Source organism: Enterococcus alcedinis (assembly GCF_014635985.1).
GTDB lineage: Bacteria > Bacillota > Bacilli > Lactobacillales > Enterococcaceae > Enterococcus_I > Enterococcus_I alcedinis.
In genome coordinates this window covers 56,239-72,453 of the sequence record NZ_BMDT01000004.1, presented here as the reverse complement: position 1 = coordinate 72,453, position 16,215 = coordinate 56,239, and the positions used below count along the sequence as shown (strand labels likewise).

Here is a 16,215-nt window from a genome sequence, read left to right as displayed (position 1 = left end):
CCATTATTGATTACATTACTAAATACTCGTTAAAAATGATAATAATGATAAAATTATTCCTGGTGTATTCGCAATTACCACTGGCCAATCTTTTTTTTCTTTTATCATTCCATACATTACCCATAATATACAGTTGAACATGGCTACTAATGGTTGAATAGGATTAGCTTTATTGCCATTTAAATTATCAATAATCTGTGGAATATAAGCTACAAACATTCCTATAGAAATGACTGCAGCAATTTTCCCTATTATTTGCGTCAACTCATCATTTGTTTTTTTCATTTTATCTCCTGATTTTCAAAAGCGTTATACTCGTCATTGATCAATCAACAAGCAAAGTGATTAAGATATAGTACTCACTGAATTATTGGTTAGGGTTTTTCCATTCACGATATAAAATATTTTCCCATTCATTCATATCTTCATATTCAGCCATTTGACCCAAACTGTGTGCAGCAAAAGAAGTGTTCTCTTCACGACGTTCTTGTGATCCTATTTTTTCATCTTGTCTAATCCAGACATTCATTTTTCCTTTACCTCGGTTATTCCATAGATAGTAAGGAATAGCTACAACTTCACTTCCATCAACAAATGAAGTTTTTAAACAAGGGACTGTTCCATAGATATCTTTTTCAAAAACCTCAAGCTCTTCAGTGCTTAATACAGAATCTACCCCTTGAGGATTATCTACTTCTTCAAAACAGTAAAGAATCGGTCCTCGTTGTAGTGCAACTTTCCCAGTATCTGCACTTACATACGGATGAGCTTCTATTTTAGTCACAGGCATAGATAATTCTAAGCGAATCTTAGTTTCGCCATTCCACTGTCTACTAATTTTGATAAACCCTGAAACCTCTTCTGTTTCAATCGCTTCATTATCAATTATAACTTTATATTCCTTTGCCCATTCAGGTTTTCTGATACTTAACGTGAACACTTCTGGGTGCTCTGTTGTAACCACTACTGTACTATTCCCGGACCATGGAATATTCCCATCTTTTTGTTCTACTACAATCTGATGCTCACTTAAAATTATCTTTGCTTTACTATTCATATGTAGATTTAAAACAATTTCATCCTTTTTATATGTGTAAATAAAAGTAGGTAATGCAGCCATGAATTTTAAATACATTGGAGGACAACATGGACAACTGTGCCAACTCCAACGCTCAATATCTCCCTCACTGATTAAGGGATTTTCATAAAAATAATGCGTACCATCTACTGACAAACCAGGTAGTATATTGTTATACATCGCTCTTTCAAATACATCCATAAACTTGCTGTCTTCGTATGCCAAGTTTAACTCTCCCGCCCAAAAGGCAAGTCCTACACCTGCACAAGTTTCAAGATAAGCATTATTTGGTAACTCATATTGAAAACCAAAGCGCTCTTCATTATGAATTGCTCCTATTCCACCACTAATATGTAATTTGGTTTTCTCAACATTGTTCCAAATTTTATGTGATGCTTTTAAAAATTTTTCATTATTCTGTGCCATACCTACTGAAGTTAAACCTGTATACATCAACGAGGCTCTAACAGCATGTCCTACAGCTTCACATTGATCTTCTACTTTACAGTGGTCTTGAGCATATTCTCCCATATATGGCGGATATGAGGTCCTATTATGGTGAACTCCTCGATTGTTCATCCAAAATGTAGCCAAATCTAAAAATTGATTATGATCGATTTCTAGATTGTATGCTTCCTTCATTTGACTATATAGCATTTCATCATCTTCAAATAAATAATATAATTTTACTAAGGCTTCTTCAGGTAATGAATGAGCTGGTACAATATTTTTTTTGGGGTGTTCACCCATTACGTTAACCATACCCATCGCAGCTTTTATGCTACAACTCAATAAATTGATTTTTCCAGTAGCTAAGTAATAGTGAACTCCTGCTTCAACCAAACATCCTATATTATAAATATCATGTTGCCAAATTAAGCTTCCTCCATTTTCACCCCATTTATTATTGGGACAAATTAAAGTAGTGTACGTGTTGATGTAGCCATCTGGATCGATATTTTGTGCTGCACTAATTTTCTTTGTATATTCTTCAATTTTCAAGTCTAATGTTTCATCATAATTTTGAGATATAATATCGCTTATCCCTCTTATAACTTCATATATTAAACCATCGTACCACGGTGGACCTACGTGCTCGCCAGTCTTACCTTCCACAACCCATTCAAAATTTTTCATGATTCCTTCCTCATGATCATTTTCAAACTTTTCAAGAATATCTCGTGCAGTCACCTGACTAATTTTATCTAATTGCTGTTTCCAAAAACCTTCTGTCAACTCCACATTCTTCAATGAAACACGTTTTAAGTAGTGATTTCTCATTTTTATATTTTACATCCTCTCAATAATATTTAAAAATTATCCTTTACTTCCAGATGTTAAACTAATTCCTTGGATAAAATATTTCTGACCGATAAAGAATACAATAATCGCTGGGATAGTCATTGCTGTAGAAGCCGCCATCATCAGATTCCAATCAGAACTATACTGTCCTTTTAATTGTAACAATCCTAAAGCTAATGTATGTTTTGATTCATCATTTAAGTAAATTAATGGACCAAAAAAATCATTCCAAACGTTCATAAATGTAAAGAAACCTACAACCATTAAAGCTGGTTTTACTAACGGTAACATTATTTTAAAGAAAATTTGATAATAACTTGCTCCATCTAAAATCGCTGCTTCATCCAATTCTTTAGGGATTCCTGCAAAGAATTGTCTCATCAAGAATACATTGAAACCTCCTCCACCAAAAAATGCAGGTAATATCAACGGAAGAAATGTATCTACTCCTCCTACTTTTGCCCACATAATAAATGTCGGAATCATTGTCACCGCACTTGGTAACATCATTGTTGCGATAATCAATCCAAACCAAAAGTTTTTAAATGGAAAATCTAATCTAGAAAAAGCATAACCACACATACACGAAGTAAACACAGTACCTAACATTACAGGTACCATTATAATCATTGTATTTTTTAAATATGTACCAAAGTCTAATAAGTTAAAGACGTCAGAATAATTTGAAAACATTAATGATTCAGGTAAAAGTTTGGGAGGAAATTCAAATATTTCACTACTTGTCATCAATGAACTTCTAACTAACCATAAAAATGGGATTACAGATGATATTGTTACCACGATTAATGCTAAATATACAAACCATTTAAACGTTTTACTTAATTTCATCAGTTATCACCTCCATAAAATACCCAACCCTTAGCTGTTTTAAAGATAAACAATGTAAATAATCCAATAATAATAAATAATAGCCATGCCAATGCACTCGCATATCCGAATCGATTTTGCTCAAATGCATTACGATAAATAAGAAGCGAATAAAATAATGTCGCATTATTAGGTCCTCCCCCAGTCATTACATAGGACTGTGTAAACGTTTGGAATGAACCTATCAACCCCATAATTAAGTTGAAAAAAATAATTGGAGTCAGTGAAGGGATTGTCACATATCTTAACTTATGCCATTTATTCCCACCATCAACTTCAACAGCTTCTAATAGTTGGATGGGAACATCTTGTAGGCCTGCTAAAAATATTAATGCTGTTCCTCCACATCCCCACACTGCCATTAATATTAATGAAGGGATTGCTGTACTTTCATCAAATACCCAATTTGATCCAGGTAAGTGAAAAAATTTTAAAATTGAATTTAATAGTCCGAAATCCGGATTAAACAACCATAGCCACAAGATATTAGAAGCTACTGCCGGTACTATGACCGGCAAGTAGAAAATTGTTCGATAAAATGTTTGTCCTTTTACTTTTAAGTTCATCAACATCGCAACAATTAAAGCTCCTAAGAGTGTAAAGAAGGTACTTCCTAGAGCAAAAATAAATGTAACTATTAAAGATTTTTTTACAAATAAATCATCAAATAAAACTTCTTTGTAATTAGCTGTACCTACAAAATTAAAATCACTAATAGCGTTATAATCTGTGAAACTTAAAAATAAACTTGCAATCATTGGTGCTAATGTCCAAATTAATAAACCTAAAATTGCTGGCATCGCAAAAATATAACCCGCAATTGCTTCATTACGCTTTAACGAAAATTTCTTTTTTTTCTTAACGTTATTTATATCTTGTTCTATTTTTATATTTTGCATACTGATTTCCCCCCTTTATTATTCATCTTATTACTCTACATATTCATATTTATCACCAAATGTTTTTTTCAACTTTGGTAAAATGTCTTCTTTAACAACTTCTTCTGCACTCTTTTTACCTGTCCAAACTTGCTCTAATGATGGTCCTACAATATCACCGATTTGAGCAGTATCCGTATTAAAGAAAGCCTTGTTTCTTACTAAGTTTGTTTTCACAGGTTCAACAAATGATTCAATATAATTATCAGGAGTAATATCTGTTTCTGTCCACTTAGCTAATTTATCTTTATCTGTATACCAAGAAGTTTCATTGGGTCTCCATAATCCTGAATTAATAATAGGTAAACTATTTTCAGGGTCATTCACGAATTCTAAGAACTTTTGAACTTCGTCAAAATTTTCTTTAGTGTTATCGTTTTCAAAAACTACTATAGGAGCGCCATAGTTCATCATTCGTACTTCTTCTCCCATTTTTGGTAGTATGCCTGATCCAATTTTAAGTCCTTTTTCACGGATTGCTTTTCCTAATCCGTTTAGATCCCAACTACCACCAATTGACATAACTACTCGATTTGTTAACAAAGCGGTATCAGTTGAAGGTATTGTTGAAGCTTGAGAAGGTTTAGGCATCACATGATGCACATACATTAAATCCTGTAAATTTTGAATTGCTTCAATAGACTCTTCTGTTCCAATTAGTATTTGTTTATTATCTTGACTAACAACTCCGCCACCATTACTAGCTAAGAACGATTCGAACGTAAAACCAGCAAAGTTATTAACTGCGTATGTTTCAATATTTTTCTCATCAAATCCATCTTCTCCAGGGTGCTTTCCATTTCTATCAACTGTTAATTGTTTAGAAACATCAATAAATTCTTCCCATTCCCAAGCATCCTCTAGTTTGTGCGGTGGTAAATCAATACCGTTTTCTTCAAAATATGCTTCATTGTAGTACATTGTAATTGCACCTAAAGAGTTAAAGTTACCTGCTATTGGTCCATCTTCCTCAAATTGGAAAATCCCTTCTTTTAATTTCCCCTCAAAAGGTTGTCCCGGCTCGTATAGTGCAGATAAATCTCTAATTTGACCACTATTCATCCATTCACCTAAGTTATCCTCCATGAAATAACCTACATCAGGAAGTTTATTAGCACTAGCCATGGTATTCATCTTTTCCATGTAGTTTCCATGAGGAATATTTTGAGTAGTTACTTTAATATCCGGATTTTCTTTATTAAACGCTCCCACTAAGTCTTCGATAGATTTTTTTTCTAACGGATCCCCCCAAAATGTAAAGTGTAATTCCACTGCATCCGTACTTGCTGCTGCATTTTCTTCTGTTGGTTTTTCAGAACTGCATGCTCCCAATAACGATAATGATAATAATGACAGTACTGCAAATGATTTTCGGTTCATTTTTCTTCCTCCTAATTATTTTTATATTTACCCCTTTATCAGCTAATAAAAGGGATAGATAAAACAAATTATAACTATGCATTCTTGAGTATCTGTTGACTCTATCAATTAACTTCAAAACATGTTATTTTCCCTATACTTATAGTCCTAAAATATTACAATGATAAATAATTTTTACTTCCTCCCTCCCATTCCCACCCCTTATAAAACATCACTAAAAAGTTAACACGTAAAATAAATACCTTTTAGTAAACAACATAAAATATATGACAAATTGAATATACATCAACAAAATAAGGTAGTCAAGCGCTTTCATTAATTTAACTATTTAGTTAACTATATCAACAACACACTGTAAATAAACTTATTTGTTAACTTGGTTAAATTGATAACATCTGATATAATAATAATAAACTTAAGGAAAGGGTGTTCTCTATGAAGCTTGATATTTCTCATAATTCATTAAACGTTTATAAAGCCTTAGCTAACGATACCCGACTAGATATTCTTAATTTAGTTGCTGAAAACGATTCTAATATAACAGAAATTGCTAAAGCTTTAAATATAAGTAAAGCTATAACGACACGACATGTCCAACAATTAATTGATGCTGGTTTACTTATTCATCGAATCAAACAAAAAAACTCTGGTTCTCAGAAAATTGTTTCCCAGAATGTAGACAATATCGAGATTGTATTCCCTAGTACGGTATATCGCGAATTCAAACAAAAAAAATCAATAATAAAATTAGGTCACTATTTAGACTTTTCTGTAAACCCTACTTGCGGCCTGGCTAGTAAGAAAAGATTGATTGGTAATTTCGATGATACTAAAAGTTTTCTCGCTCCGGATCGCACAGAAGCTTCCTTACTTTGGTTCGCCAGTGGGCATGTTAGCTATAAGATTCCTAACAATTTAGAACGACATATTGATCCTGAACTTTTAGAAATCACTATGGAAATCGCTTCCGAATTCCCCAATTCTAGTAACGTCTGGCCTAGTGACATTGATTTTTACGTTAATGACGTTTTGGTGGGTACTTGGACATGCCCAGGAAACTTTTCAGATGTCCGTGGATTTCACACTCCAGATTGGTGGGCTGATGACTCTAGTCAGTACGGTGTTCTTCTTAGAATCTTAATTAAGAATGATGCAACAACATTTAACGGTGCTGAGACATCAAAAGTTACAGTGACTGATTTAAATCTCCATGATTCTGAATTTATTTCTCTCAAGATTGAATCACGTAAGGACGCTCAAAATCCCGGTGGCGTTACAATTTTTGGCGAAGGCTTCGGAAATCACGATCAAGATATTAATGTTAATTTATATTATTCATAAAAAAAGCTAGCGATCATGAAGAGTTTTCATGATTGCTAGCTTTTTATCTTCTTACCGTATCACATCTACTTGTTTCTCCATATAGTTCAACACAAATTCTTTCGACAACACCGGACTATCTCCAACTGTAGTATGTGCTAATACAGCATTATACACGCCATATTTCACCGTTTTTTCAAATGCCCATTTCTCAATCAAACCAGTCAATATTCCCGCAACAAAAGCATCGCCTGTTCCGATTCGATCCCAAACTTCATAAGTTATTTTATCAGAAACAACTTTTTTATTTCCTTGATAAACGAAACCCTGCAACTGCTTTTGATTTCCCTCTTGGTGGCGATAAGTACCAGAGAAAATACGAATGCCGTAGTTTAACATGAATGTTTGAACCACGTCTTCTTCTGTCTCTCCTGGAATCTTCAATAGCTCTTGCAAGTCACGCAATGAACCAAAGACAATGGTTACTAGTGGTAATATTTCATGATAGGCTGCTAATAGACTCGTCATGCCTTCTTCGTTATTTAATGACGCACGGAAATTAAAATCAAAACAGATTTCAATGCCTTTTTCTGATGCTTTTTTTGCTAAAGTTAAGGCATTTTTACGCGAAATAGCAGAGGTTGACAAAGCGATTCCACAAATATGTATTAGGTCAACATTTTCTAATGCTTGTTCCAAGTCTGCTTCAGAAACTTCCCATTCATTAAATGCACTATGCGCGCGATCAAGGTACGTCACTTCCGATGGTCGACCACCGTAACCCAACTCTAAAATATAAATCCCTAAATGATTTCCTGAATATGAAATTTTTCGATCGGATACGTTTAATTTGCGAATATTGGCAGCGGCTGTTTTGCCTAAATTATTATCGGGTAAGGCGGTTAGCATCGTTGTGTCATAGCCATTTTGAGCCAGTCCTGCTAAGATATTCAATCCAGTTCCCGTGAAAGAAAAATCCATCGAATCGGTTTGGGTCATTTTTTTGAAGCCGTTAGGGTTTAAACGCATCATGACTTCACCAAATGCTAAAATTTTCATCGTTTGACCTCTTTTATTTTCCTAAGACTTTTTTTGTTAATTCAAACAATGTTGCAACATCTTTTGGTCGCGTGTTCCCTGTTTCAGAATCAATCACTGAGCTATAAATATGTGGAATAATTTTTTTAACACCTGCATCGACTGCTATTTGTAAGATTGCTTCAAAGTTTTCTAAATCAATGCCACCCGTTGGCTCTAACGCAAAATCATTCTCAGCACACGCTTTTGCAACAGCTTTGTATTCCTCTAGATGTGCTAATCCATTCATTGGAAAATATTTAATGGAAGAACCACCCATGTCCTTTAATAAAGCAATTGCCGCTTCGATCGGTACTTCGACCGCTTCTCCCTTAGATGAGAGCGGACCAGTCGCAATATTCACATACCCGACTTTTCCTGTTGGTGAAACAAGACCATTAATAAATGTTTCTTCTTGCTTTAATACCGCGCGAGAACCACCAACACCCGTAAATACTTGGTTGACGTGTTGCGGCTGTAAGGCTTCTGCTAGACGAATGACCATATCACTTTGATTTGGATCACCAGCACCCAAACCGACGGATAGCGCATTTCCTGTTGCCTCTTGATAACGTTTCATGTCATTAATTGCCGACTGATCGCTTGCATAGTTTTTCGATAAGACTCCTAAGACGATGTGCCCTTTAGCGGCATCGTAACAATCCATCGCATTATCGACAGAATTAGCCAACACATTCAAACAAACTTGATCTTGGTAAAATTTTGGTGTTCTTGACATTTTAATTCGCTCCTTTTAGTATCGCTGCTATTTTTTTGACAATGGTTTTCATTTCATCCGCATTCACTGCGCGAATATCAAACTCAATAATCCCATTATTTGCTTGGTATTCACGAGTATAGACGGCCGTATCGCCTTGTTTTAGTCGTTCAATGACTTCAATCGCTGATAGATTACCTGAAACGACAACTTTCGCGCGGTAAATATCGCGTCCAGCTGCATCTTGAACCACTGAAGCTTCTATGCCGGTCATTTGATTTAAGTCCGCAATAAACGGGCTTAAGCGCGCTTGCATACTGTCTCCTGACTCAGAACCATGGACTAGGAAATCCTCAATAGCTTGAACAAACCCTAAAATATTTTCTTTTCCAATTTTCATCGAGCGACCAAGGCCTTTACTTTGCTCTTGAATCCAAGTAATATAGGGTTCTTTTCCAACAACCAATCCTGAACTTGGTCCTTCAATTGCTTTGGCACCACTATAGATAACCACATCGACTCCTTGTTCATAGTAAGTCGTTAAATCTTCTTCTGCGGCGGCATCGACAATCAAAGGCAATTGATGTGCCTGAGCGATTTCCACCATTTCTTGAATCGAAAGCATGCTTTTTTGAACGGTGTGATGGCTTTTGATATAAAGCAGCGCTGCCGTATGTTCTGTTATTTCCATCGCAATTTGTTGTGCGGTGCATTCATTGGCATACCCCGCTTCTACAACAACACCGCCACCTTGCTGTACCATCAACTCGACACTCGTTCCATAATTGACATTGTGCCCTTTAGGTAAAATAATTTCTCGACGGGTAATTTTAGGGGTATAAGGATGCATCGTATGATACGCATCCCCTCGTCCGATTAAAGCCGAAATCGACTGTGCAATACCTGCACTGGCAGAAGAAACAATCGTGGCATTTTCCGCGCCTAATAAATTAGCAATGTAACGTCCGGTATTGATGACTAGTTCAGACATTTCAAAGAAATTTTCTCCACCGATTTTTTGAGCATTTAAGACGGTCTCACTCACTTTTGAAACCCCTAATATTGTCATTTTACCACTGGCATTAATCACTTTTTTCAAGTCATATTTCTCATAAATCGTCACTTTTATTCCTCCTCAATGACATGCACTTCCCCACCAACAACAGCTGCTATTGGATGGATTTGCTGCGTGATGGTTACTTCATTTCCATTTGAATCAATTAGCACTTTTTCTGCATCTTCAAACTTAAAAAGCGTCAAATCGGCATCTTTTCCCACTTCCAATTGACCTTTTGAATCTAAATGAAAGTTTTTTGCTGGATTCTCAGTGACCATTTTAAGTACTTCTTGTTTGTCTATTCCTAAATAGAGGGCCTTTTCCATCGTTGTAGCTAAATCATAAACAGGTCCATTTTCACGATTACGGTGATAAATATCGGTGCTAATCGTTTGGCATAAAAATGCTTCTTGAATGGCTTTTTTTCCGACTTTAAAATTAAAGCTATCCGTTCCATGACCAATATCAAACAACACGCCTCGTTTGTAGGCATCAATCACAAATGATTTTAACTGTCCCTTTTCATCAAGAATACCATTTGGTTTGCCGTTATAGCAATGTGTAACGATATCGCCCGCTTCCAATAGTTCTAAAACTTCATCCAATGTCGGTGGAGCGGAACCAATATGAACCATCAATGGTAGATGATTGGCTTTTCGCTGTAGCTGTTTCGCCATTTTTAAAGGAATGACACCATTATTTCCTACAACCGTTTTACTGATTCGCGCTTTAATTCCGACGATAAAATCGGGTAATTGAGCAATACGATCAAGATTTTTTTCTTCATTTATTTTTGATAGATCGGCTAATTCATCTTGATGAACAATCCCACTTTCCGAAATATTCATCATTGCTAAGACATTGGTTTTGGCATTTTTTGAAATTTGATAAAAGTCTTCGATATTTTTTTCACCGGCCGTACCTGCATCGATTACAGTGGTGACCCCTTTTTTGATACCAATTTCATCTGGAAAGTCATAATACAAACTCATTTTTTCATAGCAATGGACATGACTATCAATCCATCCAGCTGAAATAATCGCTCCTTTTGCATCGAACAGTGATTGGCTCAACTCCGTTATTTCTTCTGCAACGATTGCAATTTTTTCAGCCTTAATGCCGATTTCAATCGGACGATTATCGATTGTTCTGCCATTTTTGATAACTAAATCCAACATCTGCATTCCTACTTTCACTGAAATAAAAACTTACTCCATGGTTTAATATAATCGAGTAAAATATGCTCTTCTGCAATCACCCGTCCGACTTTATTTTTTCGTTCATCTAGGTGTTCTTCTAACACGATTTGTAGTTCATTTTTGTATTTTCCGAATTGATCGTTACCGATGACAATATCGCCTCTTTGGAAAGTTTGCTGATTATCGTGCGGTGAATTGCTCTCTTCATGATAAATTTTACGGACATGTGTCGAACGAACCATTCTTGCGGTAATATCGCCTCGACGAATGTGTTGGTTTTTAAGAACGATTTCTTCTTCTACGTCATTCACTTCGGGTACCAATTCAACTGCTAGGGACAACTGATAACGATTGACTGCACTCATCGCCTTTAACTCTTCTTCAGATGCGTAGGCATTACCAATAATGACATCATCAATTAATCCTGTTGCAAATAAATGTTTCGTCTGTACTTCTAGTGGCAAGTAACGATGCATTTCAAGCGTTGGTAAGCCATCATTAATATCCCAGGGACCAAATTTTCCGGCTGCAGACGTCACAAAAGCGGCTGTCCGGATGCCATGTTTCTTAAAACGTTGGCTACATGAAACAAAGAAATCAAGTGGTAATGCCGAACCATCTTGCGGATAAAAATTATGACAGCCATAAATAAAAGGTTTATTCGCTTCATGACTTAAAATATTCTCTAGATAAGCCACGTCATTACTCATGTTCAATTCAATGATTAAACCATAAGGATTAAATGATAGGAGCGCTTCTTTATTACCGTCAAAACCTAAATCCAACCGAATACCATCCGCTCCAACTTCAGCAAAGAAGGATAAATCATCATAAGAAATATTCAACGCTTCAAAGATAGCCGGTGCAATATCAAGCATCACTTCAAAATTGAGACTTTTCGCATAATCAATGATGGTCTTAAATTTACGAAAGACCACATCACGGCCTTCACTAACTTCTAACATACTCATAAAAATACGAGAAAAGCCATATTTAGCAGCTAAATCTAAATACTTCTTATCTTCATTAAAATCACTGTTATCTGGATATAACGAAACACCTAATCTTCTTTTCATACTTTTCCACCTTTTTCCATTTGATTGAATCCTTTACGAAATCTTGCTGAAATTACCGAGGCAAGTAAAATTGTGACACCCATCGGGATGACTGTTATTCGAGTAAAAATACCAATTAAAACAGAGAGGAATAATAAACCTGTTACCGTTAACAATAGCATGCCTGTTGTCATTTCTTATCACCTTAAGGTATGAATAAATTCATACCCTATCTTTCACCTTAGTAAATCATAACATTATAATGTTTGGCTGTAAATAAAAATAAAAAAAGACAAAGAAGCCGAAACTTCTCTGTCTGATCGCTTATACTTCATATTCAATACTGTAAGCATGTTGCGTCACATCATAGTAACCAATCGAATATTCGACCAGTTCTTGTTGACGACTATATGAGTAACGATGACGCCTTAAAACATAAGGTGTTGTTAAAGATAGTTGTTTTTTAATTTCTGATGTCGCTTCAATTAAATCGAAATCATCCTTAATGTAATTAATAACATAGCCATTATGACTTAGCCAACGATACAAGGATGCTTCATCTTTTGAAATCGAGGAAAAATCATCTAGATTGGGTAAATAATGTTCAAATAAAATATACGGCTTATCATCCAAATAGTATAAGCGCGTTAATTTGACGACTTTAGGACCCAGACCCGTTAAGTTAAACGTCAAATCTTCTTTCGCTACTTCTTCAATGGCAATAAATTCTTTCCGAATATTTAATCCTTCATTTTCTAAGATTGTTGAAAAAGAGACAGCTTTCGATAACTTATTGAATGGACGATTACTGATCACCGTCGTACCAATCCCACTCTTCTTCTCTAAATAACCTTCTTGCACAAGAATTTCAACGGCTTTTCGAATCGTTATCTTACTAACGGAAAAGACCATCTCTAACTCATTTTCAGTAGGAATCAGACTTCCGACAGGATAAACTTCTTTTAATATATCTTTTTTTAAAGCATTTGCAACTTCTAAGTAAAGTACTTTCTTTCCTATCATCGGCTTCCTCCGCTTAAATTATTTCATTATGTTGTTATTTTAACATGGAGTACGCCGAGTTGAAAGATGAATGCTCCGCAAACAGTAGAAACAGGCTTTTTAGTAACCGTTTCTTAAATCACGTTCGTATTCTGTCTCATTTGAACGACTTACACGACGTGGACGCCCTTTGATTGGCATTTTTTGTAACGCGCTTAACACTTTTGCCCCTTTACCATTTAGAATTTCGACAAAAGTGGAAACATCCATTAAATTGATAACACCAATATCGTCTGCTGTGACACCTTCAATATTACAAATCGCTCCAACAACATCTCCCGGACGCATTTTGGTCTTTTTCCCAGCATTAATATGGATTTTCATAATATCTTCTTTAAAGTCTAACCCTTTTTCTTTACGGATTGTTGGTCTTTCGCCTTGTTTACGATCAAAATCCATCCGATATTTCTCAACGGTTGAACGACTCGGACGGGGAATTTCTTCGACTAATCGGTCTTGAAGGGATAATAAGTTTTCTAATTGCACTTCATCATTACGTCCGACAAGCGATAGCGCCTTTCCTTTGTTTTCAAAACGCGCGGTACGACCAATACGATGGACATATGTTTCCGTCTTATCAGGTAAGTCATAGTTTACAACCAAAGCAATATCTGCCACGTCAATCCCTCTGGCCGCGACATCTGTTGCAACTAAGTGTCTGAAATAACCACGTTTAAAATCGCTCATCACTCGCGTACGATCTTTTTGCTCCATACCACCATGTAGCATTTCAACTTGAATGCCTAAGCGACTCATTTCTTTCGTCAAGCGCTCGACCATGATTTTCGTATTACAGAAAATAATACTGCTATCAGGGTTATCTACAATAAAGAGGTCTTTGAACGCTTTTAACTTGTCTTCCTCTTCAACACGAATAAATTGTTGACGTACACGTGGTTTTGCATGTTCAGGTGTCGCAATTTCGATGAATTTCGGTGAATACAAGAATGAATCCGCTAATTCTTTCACCGCTTGTGGCATCGTCGCTGAGAATAAAGCAGTCGTACGATCCGATGGCAATTCAGCTAAAATATCTTCCACTTGATCGATAAAGCCCATCGCAAACATTTCATCAGCTTCATCAATAATCAACGTTTTAATTTTTGATAAATCAATCGATCCTCTTACGATATGGTCAAACAAACGTCCCGGTGTAGCAACGACAATATGCGTACGCTGTTTCAAGTTCTTAACTTGTGATTGATACGAACTTTTTCCGTATAGCGCTTCAATTTTTAATCGTTTGTAACGACCAATATTAAATAGCTCATCTTTAATTTGCATTGCCAATTCTCGTGTTGGCGTTAGGATTAAGGCTTGCGGTGCACGCTCTTCCCAATCAACCAATTGAGCTAAAGGAATACCAAATGCCGCTGTTTTCCCACTACCTGTTTGTGACTTGACAACAATATCTTTTTCATTGAGTAATATCGGTAAGACTTCTTTTTGAACCGGTGTTGGTTCTGTGTACTTTAGAACAGTCAAAGCTTTAATAATTGACTCATCTAACTTGTACTCTGAAAATTTATTTTGTTCCATTTAATGATAACATCCTTCAATTAATCCCGGCAGACAGCCGTAGATTATATATTATTTTCGCTTTAACAGTTTAACACGATTTTCTGAAAATTACACGAATAACGGTGTTTTCTCATTTTATCACCGAATTTACGAGGCTAAGCATCCCTAGTACGCTTGCCATTTTTATGCTTGGACAATTAAAAAGGATTCAGACTTTTCGTCTAAATCCTTCTTATTCACTGGTTGTTATTCACTTCAATCGATTCGGTTCATGCCCTTCGATGTAATCCGTTATTGCATTCCCCCGTTGTTTCTGGCTTTGACGGGTATTTACCACCCATTGCTTTTCCCACGTCAATTTCTCAACATCATAATCGTTAGTTTCTATCCGCCATTGCTGTAATCGTTCTTGAAGCTCTGCAACGACTTTGGCGTAATCTGGATGGTCCATTAAGTTATTTTTTTCATCCGGATCAAAAAGTAAATCATAAAATTGTTTTCTTTTTTTCACCTGCTGAGTTAAACCTTGTTCAATATAAAACCTCTTGACATTCGAATCATTAATATTCGATAGCTGATACTTTTCGTAATCTTCAAGATACTCAATATACTTATAGCGTTTCGTTCGAATCGCTCGTGCTGGTTCATAAGATGTATGAAAATTCATTTCGAAGAACAGTTCCTCATTTATGGTGGCGTCAGACTCAAAGACCGGTCGCAACGACTGCCCTCTCACTGGATACTTCGGTGAAATCGCTAAATAGTCACAGAGTGTCGGTACAATATCTAAATGACTGACAAGTTGTGTCGTATCTCGCCGCTCTTTTTGGCCAGGTAAACGCAACAACAAACTCACTTCTAATCCTAAATCGGTTAAATTATTCTTTCCGAAAGGATAGGCAATTCCGTGGTCAGTCGTGAAAATAATGATCGTCTTATCCAATAAATCCAACTGCTTTAATTGATCGACAACTTGACCAAAACATTGATCAACGTGCTTAATGCCTTCGTTGTATTCTTGAAAATCATCGAGTATGATTTTTTCTGATGGAAAGCCATTTGGTACCCCATGCTTTGCGGATTCTTTATTTAAAACAACGGGATAAGGTCGATGCGTACAGTAAAATCCAAGGGATAAGAAAAATGGCGTATCTGGCGCTCTGTCTTCCAGCCATTTTGTTGCATTCGCTGTATTTTCAATATCCCAAATGCGCTTATCGCTTAACTCCGCCAGTACTGTTGGTGTCGTTAAGTTTTTTTGATAGCCAATGATTTGAGTTGCTTTTTCAGATTCATGATAATGTGCCGCTTCATGTTGAATGCCACACAAAGCGGTTTCATAATTGGCTTCGTTCAACCAACGGATAAAGTGACGATCATAGTCTTCCATTAGAAACCCTCGATTCACTAATCCCAGCATCCCATTTTCATGTGGATAAGTACTTGATAAAAGCGATGTGCGGCTAGGAGAACAGGTTGGGGCAACCGCAAACGCATTGTGAAAGACGGTTGCTGTTTCAGCAAATGACTCTAAATGAGGCGTGTCTAATTGATAACCATACGGACTAACGAATTTACCACTATCATGGCTATGAATGTAAATAACGTTATGACTCATCG

15 protein-coding genes are annotated in these 16,215 nt (G+C 36.0%); 1 reads left to right on the top strand and 14 read right to left on the bottom strand.

Translation table 11 applies throughout. From position 1 onward, the window contains the following. Positions 1 to 18: 18 nt before the first annotated feature. The 5 genes from IEV09_RS05975 to IEV09_RS05955 form a co-directional block, all read right to left on the bottom strand. A complete protein-coding gene (locus tag IEV09_RS05975) occupies positions 19 to 285 on the bottom strand; it encodes a SemiSWEET family transporter (protein WP_188367365.1) in 267 nt (88 codons plus the stop codon). 82 nt (positions 286 to 367) lie between these two features. Continuing rightward, on the bottom strand, positions 368 to 2,314 hold the full coding sequence (locus IEV09_RS05970) for a glycoside hydrolase family 127 protein (RefSeq protein WP_188367364.1): 1,947 nt from the start codon (positions 2,312 to 2,314) through the stop codon (positions 368 to 370). Between the two features lie 81 nt (positions 2,315 to 2,395). Beyond that, positions 2,396 to 3,229: a carbohydrate ABC transporter permease gene (locus IEV09_RS05965; RefSeq protein ID WP_188367363.1), complete on the bottom strand. Its 834-nt coding sequence runs from the start codon at positions 3,227 to 3,229 to the stop codon at positions 2,396 to 2,398. Then, positions 3,229 to 4,167, bottom strand: a complete 939-nt coding sequence (locus IEV09_RS05960) for a carbohydrate ABC transporter permease (RefSeq protein ID WP_188367362.1) — start codon at positions 4,165 to 4,167, stop codon at positions 3,229 to 3,231. Before IEV09_RS05960 ends, IEV09_RS05965 begins: the two co-directional genes overlap by 1 nt. A gap of 30 nt (positions 4,168 to 4,197) precedes the next feature. Then, positions 4,198 to 5,586: an ABC transporter substrate-binding protein gene (locus IEV09_RS05955; RefSeq protein WP_188367361.1), complete on the bottom strand. Its 1,389-nt coding sequence runs from the start codon at positions 5,584 to 5,586 to the stop codon at positions 4,198 to 4,200. A 435-nt stretch (positions 5,587 to 6,021) separates the two neighbouring features. Between IEV09_RS05955 and IEV09_RS05950 the strand changes: the two genes are divergently transcribed. Next, complete coding sequence (locus IEV09_RS05950; protein WP_188367360.1) at positions 6,022 to 6,927, top strand: ArsR/SmtB family transcription factor; 906 nt, start codon at positions 6,022 to 6,024, stop codon at positions 6,925 to 6,927. Positions 6,928 to 6,978: 51 nt separating this feature from the next. Here the strand turns inward: IEV09_RS05950 and IEV09_RS05945 are convergent, their stop codons facing one another. The 9 genes from IEV09_RS05945 to IEV09_RS05905 all read right to left on the bottom strand — a co-directional run bounded on the left by IEV09_RS05945 (position 6,979) and on the right by IEV09_RS05905 (position 16,213). Further along, a complete protein-coding gene (locus IEV09_RS05945; protein WP_188367359.1) occupies positions 6,979 to 7,965 on the bottom strand; it encodes a sugar kinase in 987 nt (328 codons plus the stop codon). A gap of 13 nt (positions 7,966 to 7,978) precedes the next feature. Continuing rightward, positions 7,979 to 8,722, bottom strand: coding sequence for a 2-dehydro-3-deoxy-phosphogluconate aldolase (gene dagF / locus IEV09_RS05940; RefSeq protein WP_188367358.1), 744 nt, complete (start codon positions 8,720 to 8,722; stop codon positions 7,979 to 7,981). Position 8,723: 1 nt separating this feature from the next. Further along, positions 8,724 to 9,824 (bottom strand): DgaE family pyridoxal phosphate-dependent ammonia lyase, encoded by a 1,101-nt coding sequence (locus IEV09_RS05935; protein ID WP_188367357.1) that lies wholly within the window; start codon positions 9,822 to 9,824, stop codon positions 8,724 to 8,726. A gap of 2 nt (positions 9,825 to 9,826) precedes the next feature. Continuing rightward, complete coding sequence (locus IEV09_RS05930) at positions 9,827 to 10,936, bottom strand: amidohydrolase/deacetylase family metallohydrolase (protein WP_188367472.1); 1,110 nt, start codon at positions 10,934 to 10,936, stop codon at positions 9,827 to 9,829. A 14-nt stretch (positions 10,937 to 10,950) separates the two neighbouring features. Continuing rightward, positions 10,951 to 12,033, bottom strand: coding sequence for a DUF871 domain-containing protein (locus IEV09_RS05925; protein ID WP_188367356.1), 1,083 nt, complete (start codon positions 12,031 to 12,033; stop codon positions 10,951 to 10,953). Continuing rightward, complete coding sequence (locus tag IEV09_RS05920; RefSeq protein WP_188367355.1) at positions 12,030 to 12,206, bottom strand: hypothetical protein; 177 nt, start codon at positions 12,204 to 12,206, stop codon at positions 12,030 to 12,032. The genes IEV09_RS05925 and IEV09_RS05920 overlap by 4 nt, the downstream gene beginning before the upstream one ends. Positions 12,207 to 12,336: 130 nt before the next feature. Then, positions 12,337 to 13,035 carry a GntR family transcriptional regulator gene (locus IEV09_RS05915; RefSeq protein WP_188367354.1) on the bottom strand — a complete coding sequence of 233 codons (699 nt, stop codon included), beginning with the start codon at positions 13,033 to 13,035 and terminating at the stop codon, positions 12,337 to 12,339. 99 nt (positions 13,036 to 13,134) lie between these two features. Next, the gene (locus tag IEV09_RS05910) at positions 13,135 to 14,613 is read right to left on the bottom strand and encodes a DEAD/DEAH box helicase (protein ID WP_188367353.1); all 1,479 of its coding nucleotides are present in this window, start codon (positions 14,611 to 14,613) and stop codon (positions 13,135 to 13,137) included. A 232-nt stretch (positions 14,614 to 14,845) separates the two neighbouring features. Further along, positions 14,846 to 16,213 carry a sulfatase family protein gene (locus tag IEV09_RS05905; RefSeq protein ID WP_188367352.1) on the bottom strand — a complete coding sequence of 456 codons (1,368 nt, stop codon included), beginning with the start codon at positions 16,211 to 16,213 and terminating at the stop codon, positions 14,846 to 14,848. Positions 16,214 to 16,215: the final 2 nt, after the last annotated feature.

Bases quoted from the DNA above. Each gene is read 5' to 3' on its own strand.
- IEV09_RS05925 (WP_188367356.1), bottom strand. From the start codon at position 12,033: ATGAAAAGAAGATTAGGTGTTTCGTTATATCCAGATAACAGTGATTTT.
- IEV09_RS05945 (WP_188367359.1), bottom strand. From the start codon at position 7,965: ATGAAAATTTTAGCATTTGGTGAAGTCATGATGCGTTTAAACCCTAAC.
- IEV09_RS05915 (WP_188367354.1), bottom strand. From the start codon at position 13,035: ATGATAGGAAAGAAAGTACTTTACTTAGAAGTTGCAAATGCTTTAAAA.
- IEV09_RS05955 (WP_188367361.1), bottom strand. From the start codon at position 5,586: ATGAACCGAAAATCATTTGCAGTACTGTCATTATTATCATTATCGTTA.
- IEV09_RS05960 (WP_188367362.1), bottom strand. From the start codon at position 4,167: ATGCAAAATATAAAAATAGAACAAGATATAAATAACGTTAAGAAAAAA.
- IEV09_RS05965 (WP_188367363.1), bottom strand. From the start codon at position 3,229: ATGAAATTAAGTAAAACGTTTAAATGGTTTGTATATTTAGCATTAATC.
- IEV09_RS05920 (WP_188367355.1), bottom strand. From the start codon at position 12,206: ATGACAACAGGCATGCTATTGTTAACGGTAACAGGTTTATTATTCCTC.
- dagF (WP_188367358.1), bottom strand. From the start codon at position 8,722: ATGTCAAGAACACCAAAATTTTACCAAGATCAAGTTTGTTTGAATGTG.
- IEV09_RS05975 (WP_188367365.1), bottom strand. From the start codon at position 285: ATGAAAAAAACAAATGATGAGTTGACGCAAATAATAGGGAAAATTGCT.
- IEV09_RS05910 (WP_188367353.1), bottom strand. From the start codon at position 14,613: ATGGAACAAAATAAATTTTCAGAGTACAAGTTAGATGAGTCAATTATT.
- IEV09_RS05930 (WP_188367472.1), bottom strand. From the start codon at position 10,936: ATGTTGGATTTAGTTATCAAAAATGGCAGAACAATCGATAATCGTCCG.
- IEV09_RS05950 (WP_188367360.1), top strand. From the start codon at position 6,022: ATGAAGCTTGATATTTCTCATAATTCATTAAACGTTTATAAAGCCTTA.
- IEV09_RS05905 (WP_188367352.1), bottom strand. From the start codon at position 16,213: ATGAGTCATAACGTTATTTACATTCATAGCCATGATAGTGGTAAATTC.